This window comes from Nocardia sp. NBC_01503, assembly GCF_036327755.1.
In the GTDB taxonomy this organism is placed as follows: domain Bacteria; phylum Actinomycetota; class Actinomycetes; order Mycobacteriales; family Mycobacteriaceae; genus Nocardia.
Map to the genome: position 1 here is coordinate 3,202,533 of NZ_CP109596.1, position 19,611 is coordinate 3,222,143.

Annotated in this window: 21 protein-coding genes; 8 read left to right on the top strand and 13 right to left on the bottom strand. The window is 65.8% G+C overall.

Translation table 11 applies throughout. The features are described from left to right. The first annotated feature begins 249 nt into the window (after positions 1-249). Positions 250-696: a DUF6918 family protein gene (locus tag OHB26_RS14485; protein WP_330184685.1), complete on the top strand. Its 447-nt coding sequence runs from the start codon at positions 250-252 to the stop codon at positions 694-696. 170 nt (positions 697-866) lie between these two features. Here the strand turns inward: OHB26_RS14485 and OHB26_RS14490 are convergent, their stop codons facing one another. Further along, complete coding sequence (locus tag OHB26_RS14490) at positions 867-1,694, bottom strand: siderophore-interacting protein (RefSeq protein WP_330184686.1); 828 nt, start codon at positions 1,692-1,694, stop codon at positions 867-869. 89 nt (positions 1,695-1,783) lie between these two features. Between OHB26_RS14490 and menD the strand changes: the two genes are divergently transcribed. Next, positions 1,784-3,418 (top strand): 2-succinyl-5-enolpyruvyl-6-hydroxy-3-cyclohexene-1-carboxylic-acid synthase, encoded by a 1,635-nt coding sequence (gene menD / locus OHB26_RS14495; RefSeq protein WP_330184687.1) that lies wholly within the window; start codon positions 1,784-1,786, stop codon positions 3,416-3,418. Positions 3,419-3,725: 307 nt separating this feature from the next. After that, positions 3,726-5,378, top strand: coding sequence for an HNH endonuclease signature motif containing protein (locus OHB26_RS14500; RefSeq protein ID WP_330184688.1), 1,653 nt, complete (start codon positions 3,726-3,728; stop codon positions 5,376-5,378). Between the two features lie 181 nt (positions 5,379-5,559). Here OHB26_RS14500 and OHB26_RS14505 read toward each other — a convergent pair whose 3' ends face one another. The 4 genes from OHB26_RS14505 to OHB26_RS14520 form a co-directional block, all read right to left on the bottom strand. Then, the gene (locus OHB26_RS14505; protein WP_330184689.1) at positions 5,560-6,093 is read right to left on the bottom strand and encodes a hypothetical protein; all 534 of its coding nucleotides are present in this window, start codon (positions 6,091-6,093) and stop codon (positions 5,560-5,562) included. Between the two features lie 38 nt (positions 6,094-6,131). Further along, positions 6,132-6,395 (bottom strand): hypothetical protein, encoded by a 264-nt coding sequence (locus OHB26_RS14510; RefSeq protein ID WP_330184690.1) that lies wholly within the window; start codon positions 6,393-6,395, stop codon positions 6,132-6,134. A gap of 116 nt (positions 6,396-6,511) precedes the next feature. Continuing rightward, the gene (locus tag OHB26_RS14515) at positions 6,512-6,964 is read right to left on the bottom strand and encodes a hypothetical protein (protein ID WP_330184691.1); all 453 of its coding nucleotides are present in this window, start codon (positions 6,962-6,964) and stop codon (positions 6,512-6,514) included. Next, positions 6,961-7,179: a hypothetical protein gene (locus OHB26_RS14520; RefSeq protein WP_330184692.1), complete on the bottom strand. Its 219-nt coding sequence runs from the start codon at positions 7,177-7,179 to the stop codon at positions 6,961-6,963. Before OHB26_RS14520 ends, OHB26_RS14515 begins: the two co-directional genes overlap by 4 nt. Positions 7,180-7,378: 199 nt before the next feature. Here OHB26_RS14520 and OHB26_RS14525 point away from each other — a divergent pair, with 199 nt between their 5' ends. Next, on the top strand, positions 7,379-8,272 hold the full coding sequence (locus OHB26_RS14525) for a helix-turn-helix domain-containing protein (RefSeq protein WP_330184693.1): 894 nt from the start codon (positions 7,379-7,381) through the stop codon (positions 8,270-8,272). Then, entirely contained in the window at positions 8,269-8,475 is a 207-nt protein-coding gene (locus OHB26_RS14530; protein WP_330184694.1) for a DUF397 domain-containing protein, read from the top strand. Before OHB26_RS14525 ends, OHB26_RS14530 begins: the two co-directional genes overlap by 4 nt. On the opposite strand, the gene OHB26_RS14535 is transcribed toward OHB26_RS14530, so the two are convergent. Next, positions 8,472-8,639 carry a hypothetical protein gene (locus tag OHB26_RS14535; RefSeq protein WP_330184695.1) on the bottom strand — a complete coding sequence of 56 codons (168 nt, stop codon included), beginning with the start codon at positions 8,637-8,639 and terminating at the stop codon, positions 8,472-8,474. The two genes, OHB26_RS14530 and OHB26_RS14535, sit on opposite strands and share 4 nt — an antisense overlap. Before the next feature lie 18 nt (positions 8,640-8,657). Between OHB26_RS14535 and OHB26_RS14540 the strand changes: the two genes are divergently transcribed. Then, positions 8,658-9,320, top strand: coding sequence for a hypothetical protein (locus OHB26_RS14540; protein WP_330184696.1), 663 nt, complete (start codon positions 8,658-8,660; stop codon positions 9,318-9,320). A gap of 3 nt (positions 9,321-9,323) precedes the next feature. Here OHB26_RS14540 and OHB26_RS14545 read toward each other — a convergent pair whose 3' ends face one another. Then, positions 9,324-9,752 (bottom strand): GtrA family protein, encoded by a 429-nt coding sequence (locus OHB26_RS14545; RefSeq protein WP_330185643.1) that lies wholly within the window; start codon positions 9,750-9,752, stop codon positions 9,324-9,326. A gap of 375 nt (positions 9,753-10,127) precedes the next feature. On the opposite strand from OHB26_RS14545, the gene OHB26_RS14550 reads away from it, so the two are divergent. Continuing rightward, positions 10,128-10,622 (top strand): hypothetical protein, encoded by a 495-nt coding sequence (locus tag OHB26_RS14550; protein ID WP_330184697.1) that lies wholly within the window; start codon positions 10,128-10,130, stop codon positions 10,620-10,622. 75 nt (positions 10,623-10,697) lie between these two features. On the opposite strand, the gene OHB26_RS14555 is transcribed toward OHB26_RS14550, so the two are convergent. Further along, positions 10,698-10,931, bottom strand: coding sequence for a hypothetical protein (locus OHB26_RS14555; protein ID WP_330184698.1), 234 nt, complete (start codon positions 10,929-10,931; stop codon positions 10,698-10,700). A gap of 18 nt (positions 10,932-10,949) precedes the next feature. Beyond that, the gene (locus tag OHB26_RS14560; RefSeq protein ID WP_330184699.1) at positions 10,950-11,561 is read right to left on the bottom strand and encodes a TetR/AcrR family transcriptional regulator; all 612 of its coding nucleotides are present in this window, start codon (positions 11,559-11,561) and stop codon (positions 10,950-10,952) included. Positions 11,562-11,645: 84 nt separating this feature from the next. Between OHB26_RS14560 and OHB26_RS14565 the strand changes: the two genes are divergently transcribed. Beyond that, entirely contained in the window at positions 11,646-12,680 is a 1,035-nt protein-coding gene (locus OHB26_RS14565; RefSeq protein ID WP_330184700.1) for an aldo/keto reductase, read from the top strand. Here OHB26_RS14565 and OHB26_RS14570 read toward each other — a convergent pair. From OHB26_RS14570 to OHB26_RS14585, 4 genes are all read right to left on the bottom strand, one after another. Beyond that, the gene (locus OHB26_RS14570; protein ID WP_330184701.1) at positions 12,677-13,723 is read right to left on the bottom strand and encodes an alpha/beta hydrolase; all 1,047 of its coding nucleotides are present in this window, start codon (positions 13,721-13,723) and stop codon (positions 12,677-12,679) included. The genes OHB26_RS14565 and OHB26_RS14570 overlap by 4 nt on opposite strands. A gap of 96 nt (positions 13,724-13,819) precedes the next feature. After that, the gene (locus OHB26_RS14575) at positions 13,820-18,310 is read right to left on the bottom strand and encodes a bifunctional nitrate reductase/sulfite reductase flavoprotein subunit alpha (protein WP_330184702.1); all 4,491 of its coding nucleotides are present in this window, start codon (positions 18,308-18,310) and stop codon (positions 13,820-13,822) included. A gap of 133 nt (positions 18,311-18,443) precedes the next feature. After that, on the bottom strand, positions 18,444-19,154 hold the full coding sequence (locus OHB26_RS14580) for a demethylmenaquinone methyltransferase (protein WP_330184703.1): 711 nt from the start codon (positions 19,152-19,154) through the stop codon (positions 18,444-18,446). 9 nt (positions 19,155-19,163) lie between these two features. Continuing rightward, positions 19,164-19,595 (bottom strand): DUF3592 domain-containing protein, encoded by a 432-nt coding sequence (locus OHB26_RS14585; protein WP_330184704.1) that lies wholly within the window; start codon positions 19,593-19,595, stop codon positions 19,164-19,166. Between the last annotated feature and the right edge of the window lie 16 nt (positions 19,596-19,611).

Genomic DNA, 19,611 nt, shown 5'->3' on the forward strand with positions numbered 1-19,611 from the left:
GCTGGACGTCCCCAAGCGGTCGCTTGAAGTCTCGGAGAGGCGGGACGGCGGCGGGACTGCGGCGGTACCTGCTGGTCGGGCGACCGGGTTAACAACGCGGAATCGAAAGGGTGCCAACTGATTGCGGAGGCTTTACAGTGCAGTTGCTGCCTAGGCAGTCGTAGGGCGTCTGCATCGTGTGCAGGGGGACAGCGGTGCGTATAGTTCCATGCGCTCGTTCATCGAAAAACTATCCGGAGGAACCTGAAAGTGGTTGCAGCACTGTCTGAATCCCTGCTCGATGACGCCAAGCGTCCGGCCTTCCTGGCCGACGCCAAAGAGGTTCTGGATGCTGAGGTGTCGGACAAGGGCGGCGCGTCGGGCCTCGCCGTGAAGGGCGGCTACGCCGCGGTGAAGAAGGTCAGCCCCACCATCGTCGGTGATGCGCTGGAGTCCTTCATCCCGAAGTTCGTGGCGTCGCTCGAGCCGTTCTGGTCCGAGTACCAGGCGTCCGGCGCCGGCTCGTTCGCCGACCTGCTGATCGCCAAGCAGGACGAGGTCTCCGAGGCGCTGCTCTCGGTCACCGACGAGCGCGCCTCCGCGTCCTCGCGTCCCGCGCTGACCAAGGTCTACAACTCCATGCGGTCTTCGGCGAAGAAGCATGTGGCCGAGGCGCTTCCGCGCGTCGGTGCGCTTGTGCAGCGTCACGCTGGTTGATCAAATGACCGGCTCGCGGCCCATAAGGGCCGCGAGCCGTGGTTTTTGGCCTCCGCTTCGCTACGGCGGGTTCGTGGCCCTGTGAGCTCGGTTCTTCACTCGCTCCGGGCACTCCTTCGTCGCACCCTCCGGTCGCTCCAGAACCGAGCCGGGCCACGAACGGGCTGGATTCAGCCCGCGGCCTTGCCGACTCGCCAGTAGCCGGTGAAGGTGATGTCCGCCTTGGGAATTTCGCGGTCCTGTGCCAGGTGCCGCCGCACCCCGGCCGCGAGTTTCTGCTCGCCCGCGACGAACCCGTAGACGCCCTTGGCGGGCAGTTCCGCGCGTCGCACCGCATCGGTGACCAGTGCGCCCGTCGGGGCCTGCGGATCGGTGCGGACCAGCCAATTCACCTGCACGCCCGCGGGTTCACCAAGCTCTTGCTTGTCCTCGGCGTGTGAGATCTCCAGGTACACAGCGCCTTCGAGTCCGCGCGGCGCGGAGCGCAGAATGCCCGCGATACCGGGGAGCGCGCTCTCGTCACCCACCAGCAGCGACCATTCGGTGTGATCCGGGGCCTGATAGGTGATGCCCTCGTCCAGCAGCCCCACCTTGTCGCCGGGTGTCGCTCCAGTCGCCCAGGTCGACGCCGGACTGTCATCCCCGTGCGAATAGAAGTCGATATCGAGTTCGGCGGTGCTGCCGAATTCGCCGAACCCCGCGGCGCGGTACTCGCGCACGGTGTAATTGCGCACCAGCGGCCGGTGCTCCTTGCCCATCATGAGGTACTGCGCGTACCAGCCCAGGCTGCTCGTGGAGGTGGGGAGTTTCAGGCCGCCGTCCTTACCGGGCAGGAACAGCCGGAACCACTGGTCGAATCCCATGGCGGTGAACCCCGCCAGCCCATCCCCACCCAAGGTGACGCGCACGAAATTCGGACTGATCCGTTTGCTCGCCAATACCTGCGCGGTGAGGATCTCCCGATGTTCGGGCTTGACATATTTGGGTCGCTTCGACATGGGCTTAGGTTAGCAAAGCCTAACTTGCCTCACCAGGCTGTGAGCAGGCTGACGCAGCGCGGATATCGACTGTCTGAGAGGCTGGGAGGGTGAATCCTTCGACAGCACAGGCGCACGTCGTCGTCGACGAACTCGCGCGCGGCGGTGTGCGAGATGTGGTCCTGTGCCCGGGATCGCGAAATGCCCCGCTCGCCTTCGCATTACAGGCCGCCGACGCGGCCGGGCGGATTCGGTTGCATATGCGGATCGATGAGCGCAGCGCCGGATTCCTGGCCATCGGCCTCACCGCGTCCAGCGGACGACCCGTACCGGTCGTGATGACCTCCGGTACCGCGGTCGCCAATCTCGGCCCGGCGGTGCTCGAGGCGAACTACGCGCGCATGCCGTTGATCGTGCTCAGCGCCAATCGGCCGTACGAGATGCTCGGCAGCGGTGCCAATCAGACCGTCGAACAGCTCGGGCTCTTCGGCAGCCAGGTGCGCGCGACCATCAGCCTCGGCCTCGCCGAGGTCGAAATCGGCGAAGAGCTGTACCCGCGGCAGAACAGTCTGTGGCGCTCGGCCGTATGTCGCGTGCTGGCCGCCGCGCGCGGTACCCGCTCCGGCAATGCCGGACCCGTGCACTTCGACATTCCGCTGCGCGAACCCCTCGTCCCCGATATGGCCGTCGGTGATCCGCTGCCCCTGGGCCGCCCCGACGATCGCCCGTGGACCGCAACGCAATACGCGACCCTGGACGTACCCCTCGATATCGATCTGAGCCTGGATACGGTCGTCATCTCCGGTCACGGCGCGGGGCATCGTCCCGAACTCGCCGCGCTGCCGACGGTCGCCGAACCCACCGCGCCCATGCACGGTCCGGCGCTGCATCCCCTCGCACTGGGTCTGCTGAAGCCGAAACAGGCCATCATCACCGGCCGTCCGACCCTGCACCGCCAGGTCTCCAACGTGCTGGCCGACCCCGAGGTCACCGTCTACGCCCTGACCACCGGTCCGCGCTGGCCCGATGTCTCGGGCAATGTGGTCGGCACCGGCACCCGCGCGGTCACCTACGGCAAGCCGCGCGCCGAATGGCTCGACCAGTGCCACGATCTGAACGAGAAGGCGGTCGCGGTGGTCCGGGCCGAACTCGCGGGCCACCCCAAACCGACCGGCCTGCACGTCGCGGCCGTGGTCATGGATTCCCTCCACGAGGGTGACCAACTCCTACTCGGCGCGTCCAACCCGGTCCGCGATTCCGCCCTGGTCTCGCACCCCCGCCCCGGCATCCGAGTCCTCTCGAACCGCGGCGTGGCCGGTATCGACGGCACCGTCTCGGCGGCGGTCGGCGCGGCCCTGACCCACCCCGGCCGCACGGTCGCCCTCATGGGCGACCTGACCTTCCTGCACGACGCTTCCGGCCTGCTGGTCGGCCCGGGCGAACCCCGCCCCGAAGACCTCACCATCGTGGTGGCCAATGACGACGGCGGCGGCATCTTCGAACTCCTCGAACAGGGTGATCCCCAGTACGCGGGCGTTTTCGAACGCGTCTTCGGCACCCCGCACGGCATGGACCTCGCAGCCCTGTGCGCCGCCTACCGAGTCCCGCACCGCCAGGTGGACCCCAACCAACTGGCCCAGGCGCTGACCGAAAACGCCCACGGCATAAGGGTTTTGGAGGTGGCCACCGAACGCTCCAGCCTCCGCGAACTGCACGCCACGGTCCGCGCGGGCATCGCCAACTGACTCTCACGGGGTGCGGTGGGATCGGCTCGGGGCCTTCGTAGCGGACTTGGGTGGGGGCTTTGGGTTCCAGCGGGGTTCGGGGGATGGCCACGAATTCTCAGAGTGGGAACCTCGCCTGCCGTACCCGGCTTCAGCTACCGGACTTTGGTTGAGAACCTACGTTCTGGACCGGAAGACCTGCCGTGGTTGCGTTTTCGAGAAAGAGCAAAACGCAAAAAGATTTCGATCGTTATTTGCTGATCATTCGCTCGGTGTGTTGTCTTTGAGGGGCACGCGTGTTGCGTTGTGGCGCAGTAAGATCGAACGTATGGGCGAAATCGCTGCTATCGGGCTCACCAGCTACGACTTGGTGGAGCGGTTGCGGGCGGTGCACTCGAGGATAGCTGCGGGGCAGGCCGAGGAAGCCGAATTGATGGCTCAGCTGTATCGGCTGCGCCGGGCACAGCAGCTCGAGCTCGGGGTGCGGGCGGTGCACGCGGGGGAGGACGCCGCCACCGAAATCGCTGTCGCGCTGAAGGTTTCCCAACGGCAGGCCGATGTGTTGATCGGGTTCGGGCTGGATTTGGATGCGCGCCTGCCGCATGTGCGGGAAGCCTTTTGTGCCGGGCGGATCGATCTGCCGCGTGCCCGCGCGATTCGTGAGGTGCTTCTCAATGCCTCCGAAGAGCTGGTGGCGCTGGTGGAACCGCGGATCGCCGCCTATGCGGAGACCGCGGACCCGTCGCGGGTCAAGCGCACCCTGCGCCGCTGGCTGCTCGAGCTCGATCCGGCGGGGCAGGCCGAGCGCCGCAAGGCCGCCGAGGCCGAGCGTTATGTGATGGTGCGTGCCGCGGACAACGGCACCGCGATACTCGATGGTGTCCTGCCCGCCCCAGGTGCGCAGGCCCTGTACGAGCGGCTGCGGGAAATGTCCTGCACACAGTGCTGTGGCAACGATCCCCGCACTGCGAACCAGCGCCGCGCCGATGCCCTCGTCGCCTTGGCGGACGGCAGCAATCGCCTGTGCTGCCAGTGCGCCGACCCGACCTGCCCCCGCACGGGCACCCCGGAGCAGCTTGCCGCCGCGCGCGCCGCCACTGCCGATCTGTCCGCCACCACGCGTGCGGCCACCGCCGATTTTCCCGCCGTGCCGCGCAAAGCCCTTGTGCAGGTGGGTGTCTCCGCCGAGACTCTCGCGGGTTTGCGCGACAACCCCGCGCTGCTGGCGGGTTTCGGTGCGATCGACGCGGACCTGGCCCGCCAGATCGCCCGCCACGCCCACTTCGACATCATCACCGCCCCCGCCTCCGCCCCCGATGTGTCCGCCACGGATTCTCACTATGCCGTCGAATCGGGTAGCGCGAAATCCGCTGGTGCCGAGTCGGAGACGCGTTACCGCCCGGCCGCGCGTCTCGCGGGTAAGGTGCGCGCGCTCGATGGTGGTTGCCGCGCGCCCGGCTGCATGGTGCCCGCAGCGGCCACCGACCTGGACCATCAGGACCGCTTCGACCACGGTGCCCCCGAGTCCGGTGGCCGCACCACCGAAGCCAACCTCGGTTGCCGCTGCCGTCGCCACCACCGCCTCAAGACCCTGGCCGACAACGGTGCCAACGGCTGGCAGATCATCCACCACCCGAACCGCCGAGTCGAATGGCGCTCTCCCACCGGAGAATCGGTCACCACAACCCCCGAGGGAATGAAATTCCTCTTCCCCCGAGTCCACGTCCCACCCATCACAGCGCAAGGCGTCCCGACCCCCGAACCGGTTGAGCCCCTATTGAATCCGGGCCGAGTGATGAACGAACTCACAGAACTGGTGCACGTCTACTGCACCCCCGCTCAACGCCGCCGCAAACCCGCACGCCCGCAGGCGAATGCCCCGGAATATAGCGACGCGCCCCCCCCTTCTGAGGAAGCCGAATTAGATGTGGGGTACGTCCGAAACGTGCGATTAATGTGTCCTTGTTCGTCGTGGTCCTAAAAGGCGACCAGGTCCTCCCAGCCAGGCTGGAAGGTGAGAACGCGGCACCCAATGGGGGAGCGAAAGCCGGGTACGTCCCCCAAGGTTCCCACTCCGAAAAATCGTGGCCATCTGCCGAACCCCGCTGGAACTAAAGCGTTTCCACCGTCCGCTACGAAGGCCCCGTGCCCATCCCCGTTACCTATCTCACGACCACGATCTCTGGTGTGGGCCCGAACCATTCGATAAAGGCCGCAAAGTCATTGGGCCGCAACCCGATACACGGGTCCACGCGATGCAGAAGCGCCCGGCCAGGATGCTCGCGCGATACCCATTCCCGGTCGCTGTCACCGATCTCGTCATCGATCCAGAGGAACGGTCTGCCCGCCGCGAACTCGACCAGTGTGCGGGTTTTCCAATGCAACCCGAACCATTCATCGACGCGATCATTCGATTCGTCCGGCCACGCGACGACTTCCAACGTGGGTAGCCCCAGCAGCGGGCCGATCGAGCGGTTGGCCTCATCCATCCAGGTGGCGGCCCACAACAGTTCGCAGGGAAGTGCGGCCAGCAGCGGGCCGAGCGCAGGATCGACGCGCTGCGCGAGGGGATTCGAAAGGGCTGGCTGTGCTGTGACGGGAGGCGGGGACGCATCGGATTCGGGCGCTAGGCCGAACGGGATCAATGGTCCATCGATGTCGAGAAACAGCAGAGGTCGATGCGAAGCATCCGTCACCTCGGCAGGTTACTCCCGTATTCGGCCGGGTCGCTCGATCAGTCTCCCGCGTCCTCGGTCTCGTAATCATCATCCATCGGGACGGGGATCGACTGCTCGATGAGATCTCCCTCATCGGCATTCCAGTTGCTGTCGCCGGTGGTCAGTGGCGTCAGCTCGGAATCTGCTTCCAGCGGGGTGTCCGCCAGGACGTCCTTGTCGGGATAGGCGTCCGCGTCGGGATAGGCGGCGTCGGCGGGGAATGCCGGGGTGTGCTGTTCGACGTAGTCGGCCTCGGGCACACCGTCGATACGCTCGGTCATCGGATGCTCCTCTCCTCCGTATCGGCTGAGCCGGGTGAAGTCGGGCACCTTCGAGGATGCACTTCCGGACCGGACTCGGCAACCCGCCCGCGTATGCGCGTCTGCCCGATGATGGTTCAGAGGTCGATGCGATCCGGGAATCGCAGAATCGTCGCGGGCTTCTCGGCGAAGTCTTTCCGCAATCGCTCGGATGCGGCACGGGCGCGTTCACAGGGTGGGTCGCAGTCGCGGTGGTGCACCCTGGCTTCGATTGCCTCGGTTTGCGACATCCGGCTTTCGGACTCCCCGACGGTGTGCGCCTCGAGCATCTTCAGGCGCGGACCGTATCTTTCCGCCGTTTCCGTACTCCTCGGTTCCGAATTGACTATCTGCTCCGCCCAATGCCATTCGTTGCGGTCGGCGATCTCGAGCAGCTGCCGCAATCGACCGCAACTCTTCGCATTGTGCCCAATTCCGGCAATGCAATTGCGATGTGGATACAGCAGCGCTCGCACGCCCTGCGGATAACGCAGGTCGACTCGATATGCCGATACGGGGTGATGATCGAGTCGGGAGTACACGCCCGTCATCGCCGCCACCGACCGGTCGCGTCGACGGCGCGGTGCCGTCCGTGCGCGGGTCGGACCATCATGGGATAACTACTGCCAGTGGACAATTCGAACCGGAACCCCGCCGGTTGGCCTTGGTGGCAGTCACTTTCGCGCAGGTCTGCCGCCAGAGCGGTGAGGATGGTGATCAGGCCGCCGATGAACAGGATGAGTAAAACCCAAGATTCCCAAAGCATTTGAATGTCCCCTTTGCCGGTATTCGCTCTGGTTGTCGAATGGCGACGGCTTGGCCGAGGTCGTCGCCGGGAGGTACTGCTCAAGTAGACATCGAATTGATCCAATGCACCGCGAGAATTGGTCGGCCCGTGAAATCCTGTTGGAGGGCCATATTGGGGCGGCCCAAAAAGTGCCAACCCGGATAGCGAGGCTAATGAAATGAGCACCGTTTCCCGCAGAGCATTCGGAAAGTTTCTGCGTGAAATCCGTGACGGCGCAAAGGTCAGCGCGCTGTCGGCCGGGCTGCACATCGAGACGTCGAAGCAGACCTTGCTGCGTCTGGAAGAGGGAATCCCCACCAAGATCGCTACGGCGCAGATAGGTCAATTACTCGACCTGTACAGGGTGACGCCGGAGGTCCACGCCGAGGCGTTGCGGCTTTGGGGTGAAGTGAGGGAGCAGGCGAAACAGGATAAGCTGCAAGGCAATTCGAAGGGGTTCTGGCAGCCGTACACGGATCAGCTCGCGTCGCACTTCCCGCACTTCCTGCGTTTGGAGGCGGCGTCCAATCGCGCCACCGCACACCAGCTCGTCCTGGTTCCAGGGTTGCTGCAAACGGCCGACTACCGCCGGGCGCTCGCTCGTCTGGAAGTTCCCGGGCTGTCTGCGGTCAATGTCGAGCGCCGGATCGAGTTGGCCGAAAAGCGGCAAGTCAGATTGACCGAGGGCGAGTTCGCCATGGACGCACTGCTGTCCGAGGCGGTGCTGCGGCACCAACCCGCCTCGCCTGCTGTGATGGCCGCGCAGATGCGCTGGCTGGCGGAGGTCGGCAACCGCGACAACATCAGTATCCGTGTGGTCCCGTTCGGTGCCGGACCACACCGGGGTCTGACGATCCAATCGTTCCACATGCTCGAATTCCCGTGCCTGGAAAGCGGTTTGAACGAACCGACAGTTGTCTACCTCGAAGGCGCGGTCGGTGCGCTCTATCACGAGCAACCCGAAGTCGTTGCCAGATATCAGGAAGCGATCTCGGTGTTGCGGGCGGTAGCGTTGTCTGAAGACGACACCCGGGACATGGTGTTGCGAGTTGCGAAGGAGTACGAGGCGTGAATAATCAACCGCCCGTTCGGCAGTGGTACAAGTCCAGTCGATCTTCGAATGCCAACGACTGCGTTGAGGTCTACCAGGATGACACTCGAGTCGGAGTGCGCGACTCGAAGTTGGGGACCGCCAGCCCGGTCCTGGTCTTCGACGGGTTCGCCTGGGACCGTTTCAACGACGCCGTGAAGTCCGGCCGCTTCGACCGTCCTTAACTGCTGGTTTCAGGGTCGGACTGGTCGGCGAGGCGGGAGTGCAGGCGGTCGCGGACCTGGTCCGGGGTGTAGGCGCGGCGTTTGCGTTCGGAGCGGACTATGACCACGCCGGTCGCGGCGACACCTGCGGCTCCGGCCAGTCCCAGTATCTTCCAATAGCGCATGCGTTTAGGGTAGTTGGCGTGTCTGGGGTAGCGGGTGGAAGTCTCGGGTTGGATGCCGCGGTCGAGTTGACGCGCACCGGGGATCTATGGCTTTTCCGAGGGCATTCCGGAGCCGATCGGGCGATTCGGGGATTGACCAACAGTCCGGTGAATCATGTGGGGATGGCGATCGTCGTCGATGATCTGCCGCCGCTGATGTGGCATGCCGAACTCGGGCGATCGCTGCCGGATATCTGGTCCGGAAACCATCACCGTGGGGCGCAGCTGCATGATCTGCGGGCCGCTGTAATGCGCTGGACGGGGGAGTACGAGCAGCAGGGGTGGCTGCGGCAGTTGGATCGGCCCGTCACCCGTGAGATGGAGGATGCGGCGCTGCGGGTGGTGGCGCGCCTGGACGGGATGCCGTTTCCGTCCACCAGCGCACTGGCGGGTCGTTGGATTCGCGGGCGGGTGCCGGTGCCGAAGCGGTTGCGGAAGCACGAAACCGAACAGGCCGGACTGGAGAACGCGTACTGCGCCGAGATTGTCGCCCTGACCTATCAGGGCATGGGTCTGCTGCCCGCCAAACGCCCGAATTGGTATGACCCGGGCCGGTTTTGGAGCGGTGACAAACTGCGGTTGGAGCAGGGGTATCAGCTGGGCGGGGAAATCACCGTGGAGATGTCCGGCACCGAGTCGTAGCGTTCAGAAGACGAAGCCGCGCAGGGCCAGGAAGCGCAGGCCACCCACCGCCGCCATGATGGCGACCACCGCGCCGGACTGGGCCAGCTCGCTCAGACCCGGAGCCCAGAACTGGAGACCGGCCAGCGCGGCCGTGCTGACCGCCAGGCCGATCAGCGCGAGTCCGCCGCCCTCCCATTGGGCGTTGAACCAGCCGACCCGCCCGGCGGCGCGGAAGGTCAATCGGCGGTGCAGTTCATTCGCGATGATCGTGCTCACGATCGAGCCAGCGATATTGGCGACCAGCGGGCCGCTGCTGTTCATGGCCATGAACAGCAGCACGTAGGCGATATTGCTCGCCCCGCCGACCAGTGCGAACCGGATCAGCTGGGCGACGGCGTGATCGCCGCGCAGGAATTCGCCGACGCGGTCGATGCCATTGCCGCGCAGCATCGAGCGCAGGCCGGGACCGCTGGTCAGGTCGATGCCGGCGAGGAGCGTGTGGTCCCCGTAGGTCATCCGCGGGCCGGAGGCGGCAAGTGCTGTGCTGTTCACGAGGACCACTGTCACCGGCGGCGCTTGCAGGAACCTGACGCCCGACTGACACCCCGCTGACACCGGCCGCGAAGGCGGTCGGACCCGGTTTCGGCGGACCCGCCGTGTGGGGGTGGTGGCACGGATTCGGGGACGTGACTACCCTCGGGATCGGGACAATTACGGCGATTCTCAGCCCGACACGCGGGTGGAATGGTCGTGGGCGTCGCCGGATTCGATCTGGATTTGGTTCGAAAGGCACCGCACGACAACTGGTTTGGAGCTCTTGTGGGAATGGGATCGCGTACCGCACCGGAAACAAATGTCCAGTCGACACCCGATACGCCGCACAGCGCTTCCAGTCCCTGGTATGAGGGTTCGCTGTGGTGGGACGCGAAGTCCGTCCTGGTGACACGGGCGGTCGGCCCCGGCACCATCGCCACCACCCCCCACCTGGTGGTGCCCGCCGAATTCGGCCGCCTGGCCTTCCTGCTCTCCTCCTACGGCTCGGAGGCCCAGCAGCTGGCCGATGACGGCCGGGTGGTAATCCAGTCCGGCGACTGGCGGGGACGCCCCGCCCTCGGATCCCGCCAGCACTACGGCATCGCCCGGGTCGTCGGTGACGCCCAATCGGCCGCCCGCATGCAGGAGGGCATGCGAATCAAGTACGGAGCGCGAACCACCTTGGCGCGCATGGCACATCGATTCGCCAACGGCTCCGTTCCCTACGGTGACCTGGTCGCCCTCGTGGAACTGCTGCCTCATCAGCCGCTGATGCTCACCCGCTGATCCCTCGGGGCCGTACGCGCTGGTTTCGGCTGATGATCGGCCGACTGGTCTATCACGGAGGCTCCGGCGGGGCGGCTACTCGCCGTCCAGCGGGCCTTTGTCGGCGGGATGTTCGACCAATGCCAGGACGCGACTCGATATGAAACGGGCGGTGCGAACGGCTGTGCCGGTGCGCGTCACCTCGCTGACTTCGACCACACCGCGTGCGATGCGGACCTCTACTCGCCGACCGGCCCTACTGGCTACTACTTCGTAATTTCGGGAACCGTCGCCGGTGTCGACGACAATCTCCACGCGATCACCCTTCATCTATCGATTCTACCGGGCCTATATAACGAAAACGCCTGTCTGAGCGGCGATTACGGCAGATTCGACGGCGGCGGAAATGGTGTTCTCGTCCAGCGGTGCGGAGCTGGTGAGGATGCGGTAGTAGAGGGGGGCGGAGACCGCGGACAGGACGGCTCGGGGATTGGTGCCGGGTGGGACCTCGCCTCGGGCGCGGGCGGATTCGATACAGGGGGACCATTCGGCCAGGCGGGTGTCGTAGAAGGCGTGCAGGGCGGTGGCGGTGGCGTCGTCGGTGGTGGCGGCGGCGATCAGCGCGCGGAAGAGGGGCCCCTGGCGAGAGTCGGTGAGGGTGTTCGCCACCAGGTCGGCATTGGCGCGCAGATCACCGCGCAGCGAGCCCGTATCACTGTGCGGGAGTGAGGTTTCCGCCATATCGACGAGCAGGTCCGCGACCAGTCCGGCGGGGGTGCGCCAGCGGCGGTAGACGGTGGTCTTGCCGACCTCGGCGCGGGCGGCCACCTCACTCAGGTCCAGATGTGCGAAGCCGCGTTCGGCGAGCAGATCCCCGGCCGCGCGCAGTACCGCATCGCGTATGCGGGCGGTGCGCCCACCTGGGCGAATCGAGCCGGGGATGGTCGGTTCCCGCTCCATAATGGGCCTCCAGTTCCATTTGTGTCGAGAGGAGTGTAGCGTTCGGGGTGTTAATGAAACTGTAGTTCCGTTAGGAGTAGGGCAATGGAGTACCGTCGACTCGGCGCATCAGGTCTGCTGGTTCCGGCTTTGAGCTTCGGCGCGGGCACCTTCGGTGGGCGCGGGGAACTGTTCAGCGCCTGGGGCGATACCGACGCGCGGCAGGCGCGCCGTCTGGTGGACATCAGTCTGGAATCGGGCGTCACCATGTTCGACACCGCCGACGTCTACTCCGACGGTGCGTCGGAAGAGGTTCTCGGAGAGGCGATTCGGGGCCGCCGCGACGATCTGCTCATCTCCACCAAGGCCTCCCTGCCCACCGGTCCCGGACCGTATGACGCGGGTTCCGGCCGCGCCCGCCTCATCAAGGCGGTGGAGGGTTCGCTCACTCGGCTCGGCACCGACCGCATCGATCTGTTCCAACTGCACGCCTTCGACGCCGGTACCCCGGTCGAGGAAACCCTTGCGGCACTGGATGATCTGGTGCGCGCGGGCAAGATCCGCTATATCGGCGCATCGAACTTCGCGGGCTGGCAACTCATGAAATCCCTTGCGTCGGCGGATCGATACGGCTTCCCGCGCTATGTCGCCCACCAGGTCTACTACTCCTTGGTCGGCCGGGACTACGAGTGGGAGCTCATGCCGCTCGGTGTCGATCAAGGGGTCGGCGCGGTGGTATGGAGCCCGCTCGGATGGGGCCGCCTCACCGGCAAAATCCGTCGCGGACAACCACTTCCGACGGGCAGTCGCCTGCATCAGACCGCCCAGGCCGGACCGCCGGTGGATGAGGAGAAGCTCTTCGACGTGGTCGACGTACTTGACGAACTGGCCGCCGAGACCGGCCGCACCGTCCCGCAGATCGCCTTGAACTGGTTGCTCACCCGGCCCTCCGTGGCGACCGTCATCGTCGGCGCGCGCAATGAGGAGCAACTGCGGCAGAACCTCGGCGCGGTCGGCTGGAACCTGGACGCCGAACAGATCGCGCGCCTTGACAAGGCCAGCGCGGTGACTCCGCCGTACCCCTACTACCCCTATTACCGGCTCCCGGACTTCGCGCGCCTGAATCCGCCCGCCGTCTAAGGCGCCGAGTACAGCCCCGCCGCCAGCACCGGCCACGAGGTCTTCAGGTCGTCCTGCCAGTAACCCCACGAATGTGTGCCGGTGGGGCGGTAATTGAAGGTCGCGGGAATGCCGAGCGAATCCAGCTTCTGCTGCAACGTGACGGTGGACAATTCCACATTCGCCTCGATGAAGCCGCCGAGCGCCACCACCTGCGGGGTCTCCGAGGGCTGCTCCATCCGGAATTTACCGCCCGGAATATCCCAGATTCCGGGTATTCCGGTGCCGGAGGAGATGAAAAGATTGATACCGCGCAGCTTTTCGGCATTCAGCGTGGGGTCATTGGCGGCCCACAACGGATCGTTCTCCGGCCCCCACATATTCGTGACATCGCCGCCACCGTACAGCTCGGTAACCGCCTTCACCGCCTGGCGGGCGATCGGCGTGGTGGTCTGATAGAGACCGCTGTACGACGCCGCACTGCGGAACATGCCCGGATGCGAGATAGCGGTATTCAGAATCGGCAGCCCCGCCATGGAGATGCCGGCAATGGCATTGACCCGGTTGGTATTCAGCGCCGCGTCGATCAGCGGTGGCAGCTCATCACCCAGGTAGGTGCCCCACTTGTTCACGCCCAGTGACGGATCGGGCTTGACCCAGTCGGTGTACCAGGCGAACGCGCCACCGACGATCTGCACCACATTGATGTTCTTGTCGGAGAGGAAATCCAGTGCGTCCGTGCGCAATTGCCAGGTGGCGTTGTCGACGCCGCCACCCGCGCCATTGAGCAGGTACAGCGTGGGCCGCGGCGCGGAGGTGTCGGCGGGGCGCAGCACATCGACCGGGAAGCTCTGGTTCATGGCGGCCGAGAAGACGGTCAGCCGCACGTTACGGGCGTCTTTGACCTCGACGCTCTTGATGTAGGAACCGTCGGGCGCTTTCGCCGTGGTGCTCACCGTTTCGGCCGCGGGGGTATCCGCGGTCGCGGGATATCCGATCGCTCCGATCGATACGATCGCCGCCAAGGCCGCCAATGCGATTCGCCCGGTGATTCGTAGGTTCAAGACCCGCCCCTCCATGAAAAATACAACGTTTCACATGTTAGGGGTGGTGGGCGCGGGAATCCACCGCTGCGCTGCCCCGAGAAATGCGGGCGCGAATCAGTACACGTCGCGTACGTAGCGTTTCTCGGCGACCAGTTGCTTCTTGAACGCCAGCGCCGCGTCCTCGCTCAATTTCCCGTGAATGCGAGCGATTTTCAGCAGGGCATCATCCACATCCTTGGCCATGCGCGCGGCATCACCGCACACGTAGAAGTGCCCGCCGTCGCGCAGCCACGACCACAGCTCGGCCCCGTGCTCGATCATGCGGTGCTGCACATAGATTCGCTCACGCTGATCCCGTGAGAACGCCAGATCGAGCCGGGTCAGGAAACCGGAGCGAAACATATCCTCCAGCTCGGTGCGGTAGTAGAAGTGATCGGCGGCGTGCTGATCACCGAAGAACAACCAATTGCGGCCCTTGCTGCCCAGTGCTCGCCGCTCCTGCAGGAACCCGCGGAACGGCGCGATCCCGGTCCCCGGGCCGACCATGATCATCGGCGCGTTCGGATCCAGCGGCGGCCGGAAATGCGGTGCGCGCTGCAGGAAAATCGGCACCTCCAGCGCGGCCCGATCCGCCAGGAAGGTGGAGCTGACACCACCGCGCCGCGCCGAACCCGGAGCCACCGGTTCGCCATAGCGCACCACACCCACCGTCAATTGCACCTCATGCGGGCTCACCAGTGGACTAGAGGAGATCGAATACTGCCTTGGCTGTAGCTTTTTCAGCACACCGAGCCACTCCACCAGATCCGCTCCGGCGGGGAAATCGCGGAGCACATCCACCGGTTGCCGATCCCACAGATAACCGTCCAGCTCATTGCGATTGTCCTTGCGCAACAGCTTCGCCAGGCGCGGATGCGTATTGCGTTCCGCGATGAAGGACAGCAGATCCGTGCTCACCTTGGTGATGTCGTAGCGGGTGCGCAGCGCGTCCGCGAGCGTGAGCTCCGCATCGTCGACCTCGATGACCCGATTCCCGTCCAACCCGGTGACCGCGAGCCACTCCGTCACCAGCGCATCGCAATTGGCGGGCCGGATACCGAGCGAATCACCCACCTCATAGGTCGCGTCGAGACCGCGTAGATCGAACCCGAACTGCCGCACCTCTTTTCCCGACCCCGCCCGCGAGAGCAGCTCATTGCGCACCAGCGCCGCCCGCACCGGCGCATTGCGGGTGAATGGTGCCGCGGGCAGCGTCGCGACGGCGGCGCGTGCCATTCCGCGGCCGCTCGTCGCCCCGGACGCCCCGCCCACGTCCGCGCCGCCTCGTGCGCGACCGGGTGAATCGGTTGTGCCGGAGTCGAAGCCGCTCGAACCCCTGGCGCCCGCACCGAATCCACTGGATCCCGCCGCGGTACCCGCGCCGAATTCGCCGGATCCCGCCGAGCCGGCGCCGAATCCGCTCGACCCGGCCGAGTGAGGGCCGAACTCGGGCGCTGGGCTGGCGATGGATCCGGTTGTGCCCGTGGTGCCTTCGCTACCCAGGACCGCGATCACGTCATCGAGCCACTGTGCCGACAGTGTCTCGTGATCCGGCTCGCTGTCGACGCGCGGAAGTTGGCGTTTCGCTCCGCGTTTCGCCAGCAGTTCGTCGAGTTTTCGGCCGTGGCCACAGAAGTCGTCGTAGGACGAGTCGCCGAGCGCGAAGACCGCGTAGCGCAGGCTGTGCAGCCGGATTTCGCTGTCGGTCAGGCGATCCCAGAAGTCCGAGCCATTGTCCGGCGGCCCGCCGTCACCGAAGGTGCTGCTGATCAGGAGTGCATCGCCGGTCAGGTCGGTGAGCTCGGCGGCGTCCATATCGAGTAGCCGAGGGGTGAACCCGGCGTCGGTGAGCCGGGTCGCGACGGCCGCCGCCAACTCCTCCGCGGTGCCGGTCTGTGAGGCCCAGAGCACTGTCACGGTTCGCGTGACCGCGGCCGCGCCGCTGTCCGTGCCGAAATCAGCTGTGGCAGAGCCGAATAGGGCATCCGGCTGATATTGCGACGCTACCGTCCCTGGCTGCGGCCCGCGGGAATACATGCCCGCCAGCAGACCGTCGATCCACATCCGGCTGCCGGGGGAGATCGGCGCGGTCTCCGGCAGCACCGGAACCCCGGTCACCGGAAGCGATTGCAGGGCAGCGAGGTAGCCGCCGAGGTAGATGCGCTCGGCCTCACTGAGCGTCGGTGCGGCGGGGCGTTCCAGGCCGAGCATGGCCGACAGCGGATGCGTCCCGTCCGGGCCACCCGCATGCGTTCCGTACGACCCGTGCCGACTTCCGAATCGGCCTCCATCGGGTCCGCTCAGACTCTGTTCGAATCCGTTCGTATCCTGTGGGGATCGGTTCGGAGCTCCCGTCGCGCCGGTATCGGGCCGGGCGGGGGAGGAGACTGTCGCGACCTTGCGCAGCCGCACCGCACACGCCTTGAACTCCGGTTGCAGCGAGGCCGGATCGACCGCGTCATTGGTGACGGCATTGATGGTCAGGTATTCGCCCTGCTCGTCATTCCAGTGGAATGGCGCGAAGCAGTTCCCGGGCAGCACCCGATCACTGATCCGCACCGGCAGTACGGCCCGCCCGCGCCGGGACGCGATCTCGAGTTGATCGCCCGCGCGGACTTCGAGGGTGGCGGCATCCTCGGGATGCACCTCCACGAAGGGCGCACCATTGAGTTTGACCAGCTTCGCGATCTTTCCGGTCTTGGTCATGGTGTGCCATTGATGTTGCAGCCGACCGGTATTGAGCACGAACGGGTGATCGTCATCCGGCATCTCGGCGGGCAGCAGATGCGGGCGCGGATAGAACACCGCCCGGCGACTGGGGGTCGCGAAGGCGAGCCGCGGCTGCCGTCCCTCGGCATCGATGAACAGCTCCTGGCTGCTGCCGTCGTTCACATACCGAATCGGATTACGCCGCCGCGCCGGATCGGGGCAAGGCCACTGCATCGGACCCTCGCGCAGGGCGTCGTAACTGATTCCGCGCAGGTCGTATCCCGTCGCGGGATTCGTGAATCGCGTTATCTCCTCGAAGATTTCGGCGCTGTCGCGGTAGTCGAACCCGCTGAACCCCATGGCCTCGGCGATATCGGCGATCAATCGCCAATCCGGTCGCGCGTCACCGATCGGCTCCACCGACTGGCGCAGCAGGGTCAGGTTGCGCTCCGAATTCACCATCACCGCATCGGATTCCGCCCAGAGCGTGGCGGGCAGCAGCAGATCGGCGTAGGCATTGGTGGCGGTATCGGTGTACACATCCTGTGCGATCACCAGCTCCGCCGCCTCCAGCCCGGCGATCACATTGCGCCGATTGGCCATGGAGGCAACGGGATTGCTGCAGATGATCCAGCACGCCTTGATACTGCCGTCCGCGAGCCCGCGGAACATGTCCACGGTCCCCGGCCCGGCCTCGGTGCGAATAGTCCCGGGCTCCAATCCCCAAGCCTTCTCCACGAATTCGCGATCGGCGGGCGCGAGCAGGCTGCGCTGACCGGGCAATCCCGGTCCCATATAACCCATTTCGCGCCCGCCCATGGCATTGGGCTGCCCGGTCAGCGAGAACGGCCCGGACCCGGTGCGGCAGATCGCCCCCGTCGCGAGATGCAGATTGATGATGGCATTGCTGGTCCAGGTGCCGTGCGTGGATTGATTCACGCCCATGGTCCACAGCGACATCCACGCACCGGCCGCGCCGATCCATTCGGCGGCGGTGCGAATATCGGCCTCCGGGACCCCGGTCAATTGCGCGACCAGATCGGGGGAGTAGTCGGCCAGGAACTCCGGCATCGACTCCCAGCCCTCGGTGTGCTCGGCGATGAATTCCGCGTCGATGGCGCCGTTCTCGACCAGCAGGTACAGCAGCCCGTTCAGCAGCGCCAGATCCGTACCCGGCTTGATCTGCAGGAACAGATCCGCGCGCGCGGCGGTATCGGTGCGCCGCGGATCCACCACGATGAGCTTCGCGCCCGCCTTGAGCCGCTCGGCCATGCGCAGGAACAGAATCGGATGGCAGTCGGCCATATTCGCGCCGATGGCGAAGAACAGGTCGGCGTGATCGACATCGTCATACGATCCGGGCGGTCCGTCCGCACCCAGCGACTGTTTGTATCCGGTGGCCGCACTGGCCATGCACAGCCGCGAATTCGCCTCCATATGCACGGTGCGCAGGTGCCCCTTGGCCAATTTCGTTGCCAGATACTGGGCTTCGATGGACATCTGCCCGGAGACGTACATGGCGATCGAATCGGGCCCGTGCTCGTCGAGAATCGCGCGCAGCCGCCGCGCCGCCTCCAGCACCGCCTCGTCGACCGGCAGCGGTACCGGTGGCTGTCCGCGCTCGGGACGCCGGTGGGCGGACTCCATCCGACCCCGAGCCCGCATCAGCTCGGCGTGCGTGGCGCCCTTGGTGCAGAGTCGCCCGGCATTCACCGGATGCAGCTTGTCGCCGCTCACCTTCGCGATAACCCGCGCGCCCGCGGTATCGGTCTCGGTCCGCACGGTGATACCGCAGCCCACTCCGCAGTATGAGCACGCGGTTCGAATGCTCGGCGGGGTAGCGCTGGAATCAGGCATGACTCCGATCTTCGTCATCCCCGATTGCGCCGGATTTACCGAAGGTTATCGCCAGGTGACAATCCACCTCACAACCGTTCACGGCCGCCGTGAGGTGCGCGAATGTTGTGAGGAAGGACACCCGAAAGGCTGGTCAGCCCAGTTTGTAGCCACGATGCAGGGCCACCGCGCCACCGGAGAGATTGCGCCACTTCACCTGCGACCAGCCCGCATCGGCAATGCGCAAGGCCAGCTGCGACTGCGTCGGCCAGGCCCGAATCGATTCGGCCAGATATACATAGGCGTCGGGATTGCTCGAGACCTTCTTCGCCACCGCCGGGAGCGCCTTCATCAGGTACTCCATGTAGATGGTTCGGAAGGGTGCGAAGGTCGGGGTCGAGAACTCGGCCACCACCAGCCGGCCGCCCGGCTTGGTGACGCGCAGCATCTCACGCAGCGCCAGATCCGGATCGGCGACATTGCGCAGCCCGTAAGAGATGGTGACCGCGTCGAAGGATTCGTCAGCGAACGGCAGCGCCATGGCATCGCCCGCGACCATCGGCACCCTGCGGAAGCGGCCCGCGGCCAGCATGCCCTGCGAGAAATCGGCGGCCACACACCACGCCCCGGACTTGGAGAGCTCGAGCGTGGAGACCCCGGTCCCGGCCGCCAGATCGAGTACCCGCTCACCGGGCCGCAGCGCCAATGCTTTCCGCGTCGCCCAGCGCCAGTAGCGGTCCTGACCGACCGAAATCAGCGTATTGGTGAGGTCGTACCGCTTCGCGACACCGTCGAACATGGAGGCAACCTCATGCGGCTGCTTGTCCAACGAGGCCCGAACCAATTCCCGCTCTGTATTCGCCACACCCGCACATTAGCCCGCGACGCGCGACCTCGACCATCGCCTCCGAGCCGCGCCGAACCACCCCTTCGGCGGCGAACCCAGCAGCCACAGCACCGGGATCGCGACCAGCCACGCCACCAGGATCACCGACAGTGCGGGGACGACCGCGACACGCGCATCGCGACCCGCCACCCGAACCAGGTCCGGATCGCCGCGCCGGTACTCGACATTGATGCGCTCACCCTGGGTGAGCTTGGTCGGATACAGCACGCCGACCTTCGGGTTATGTGTCTCCCCATCGGGTGTCACGAAGGTGACCGCCGACCGCAAGGTGCCCGCCGACAGTACTTCGGCGCTGGTCACGCCCATATCCGAGCTGATGAGGTGATCATCGCGCCAAGCCGCCAGCACCAGCAGCAGCGCGAGGACACTGATCGCACAGGCGAAGGTGGCGATCGTCATCCGAGCCCGACGGAAG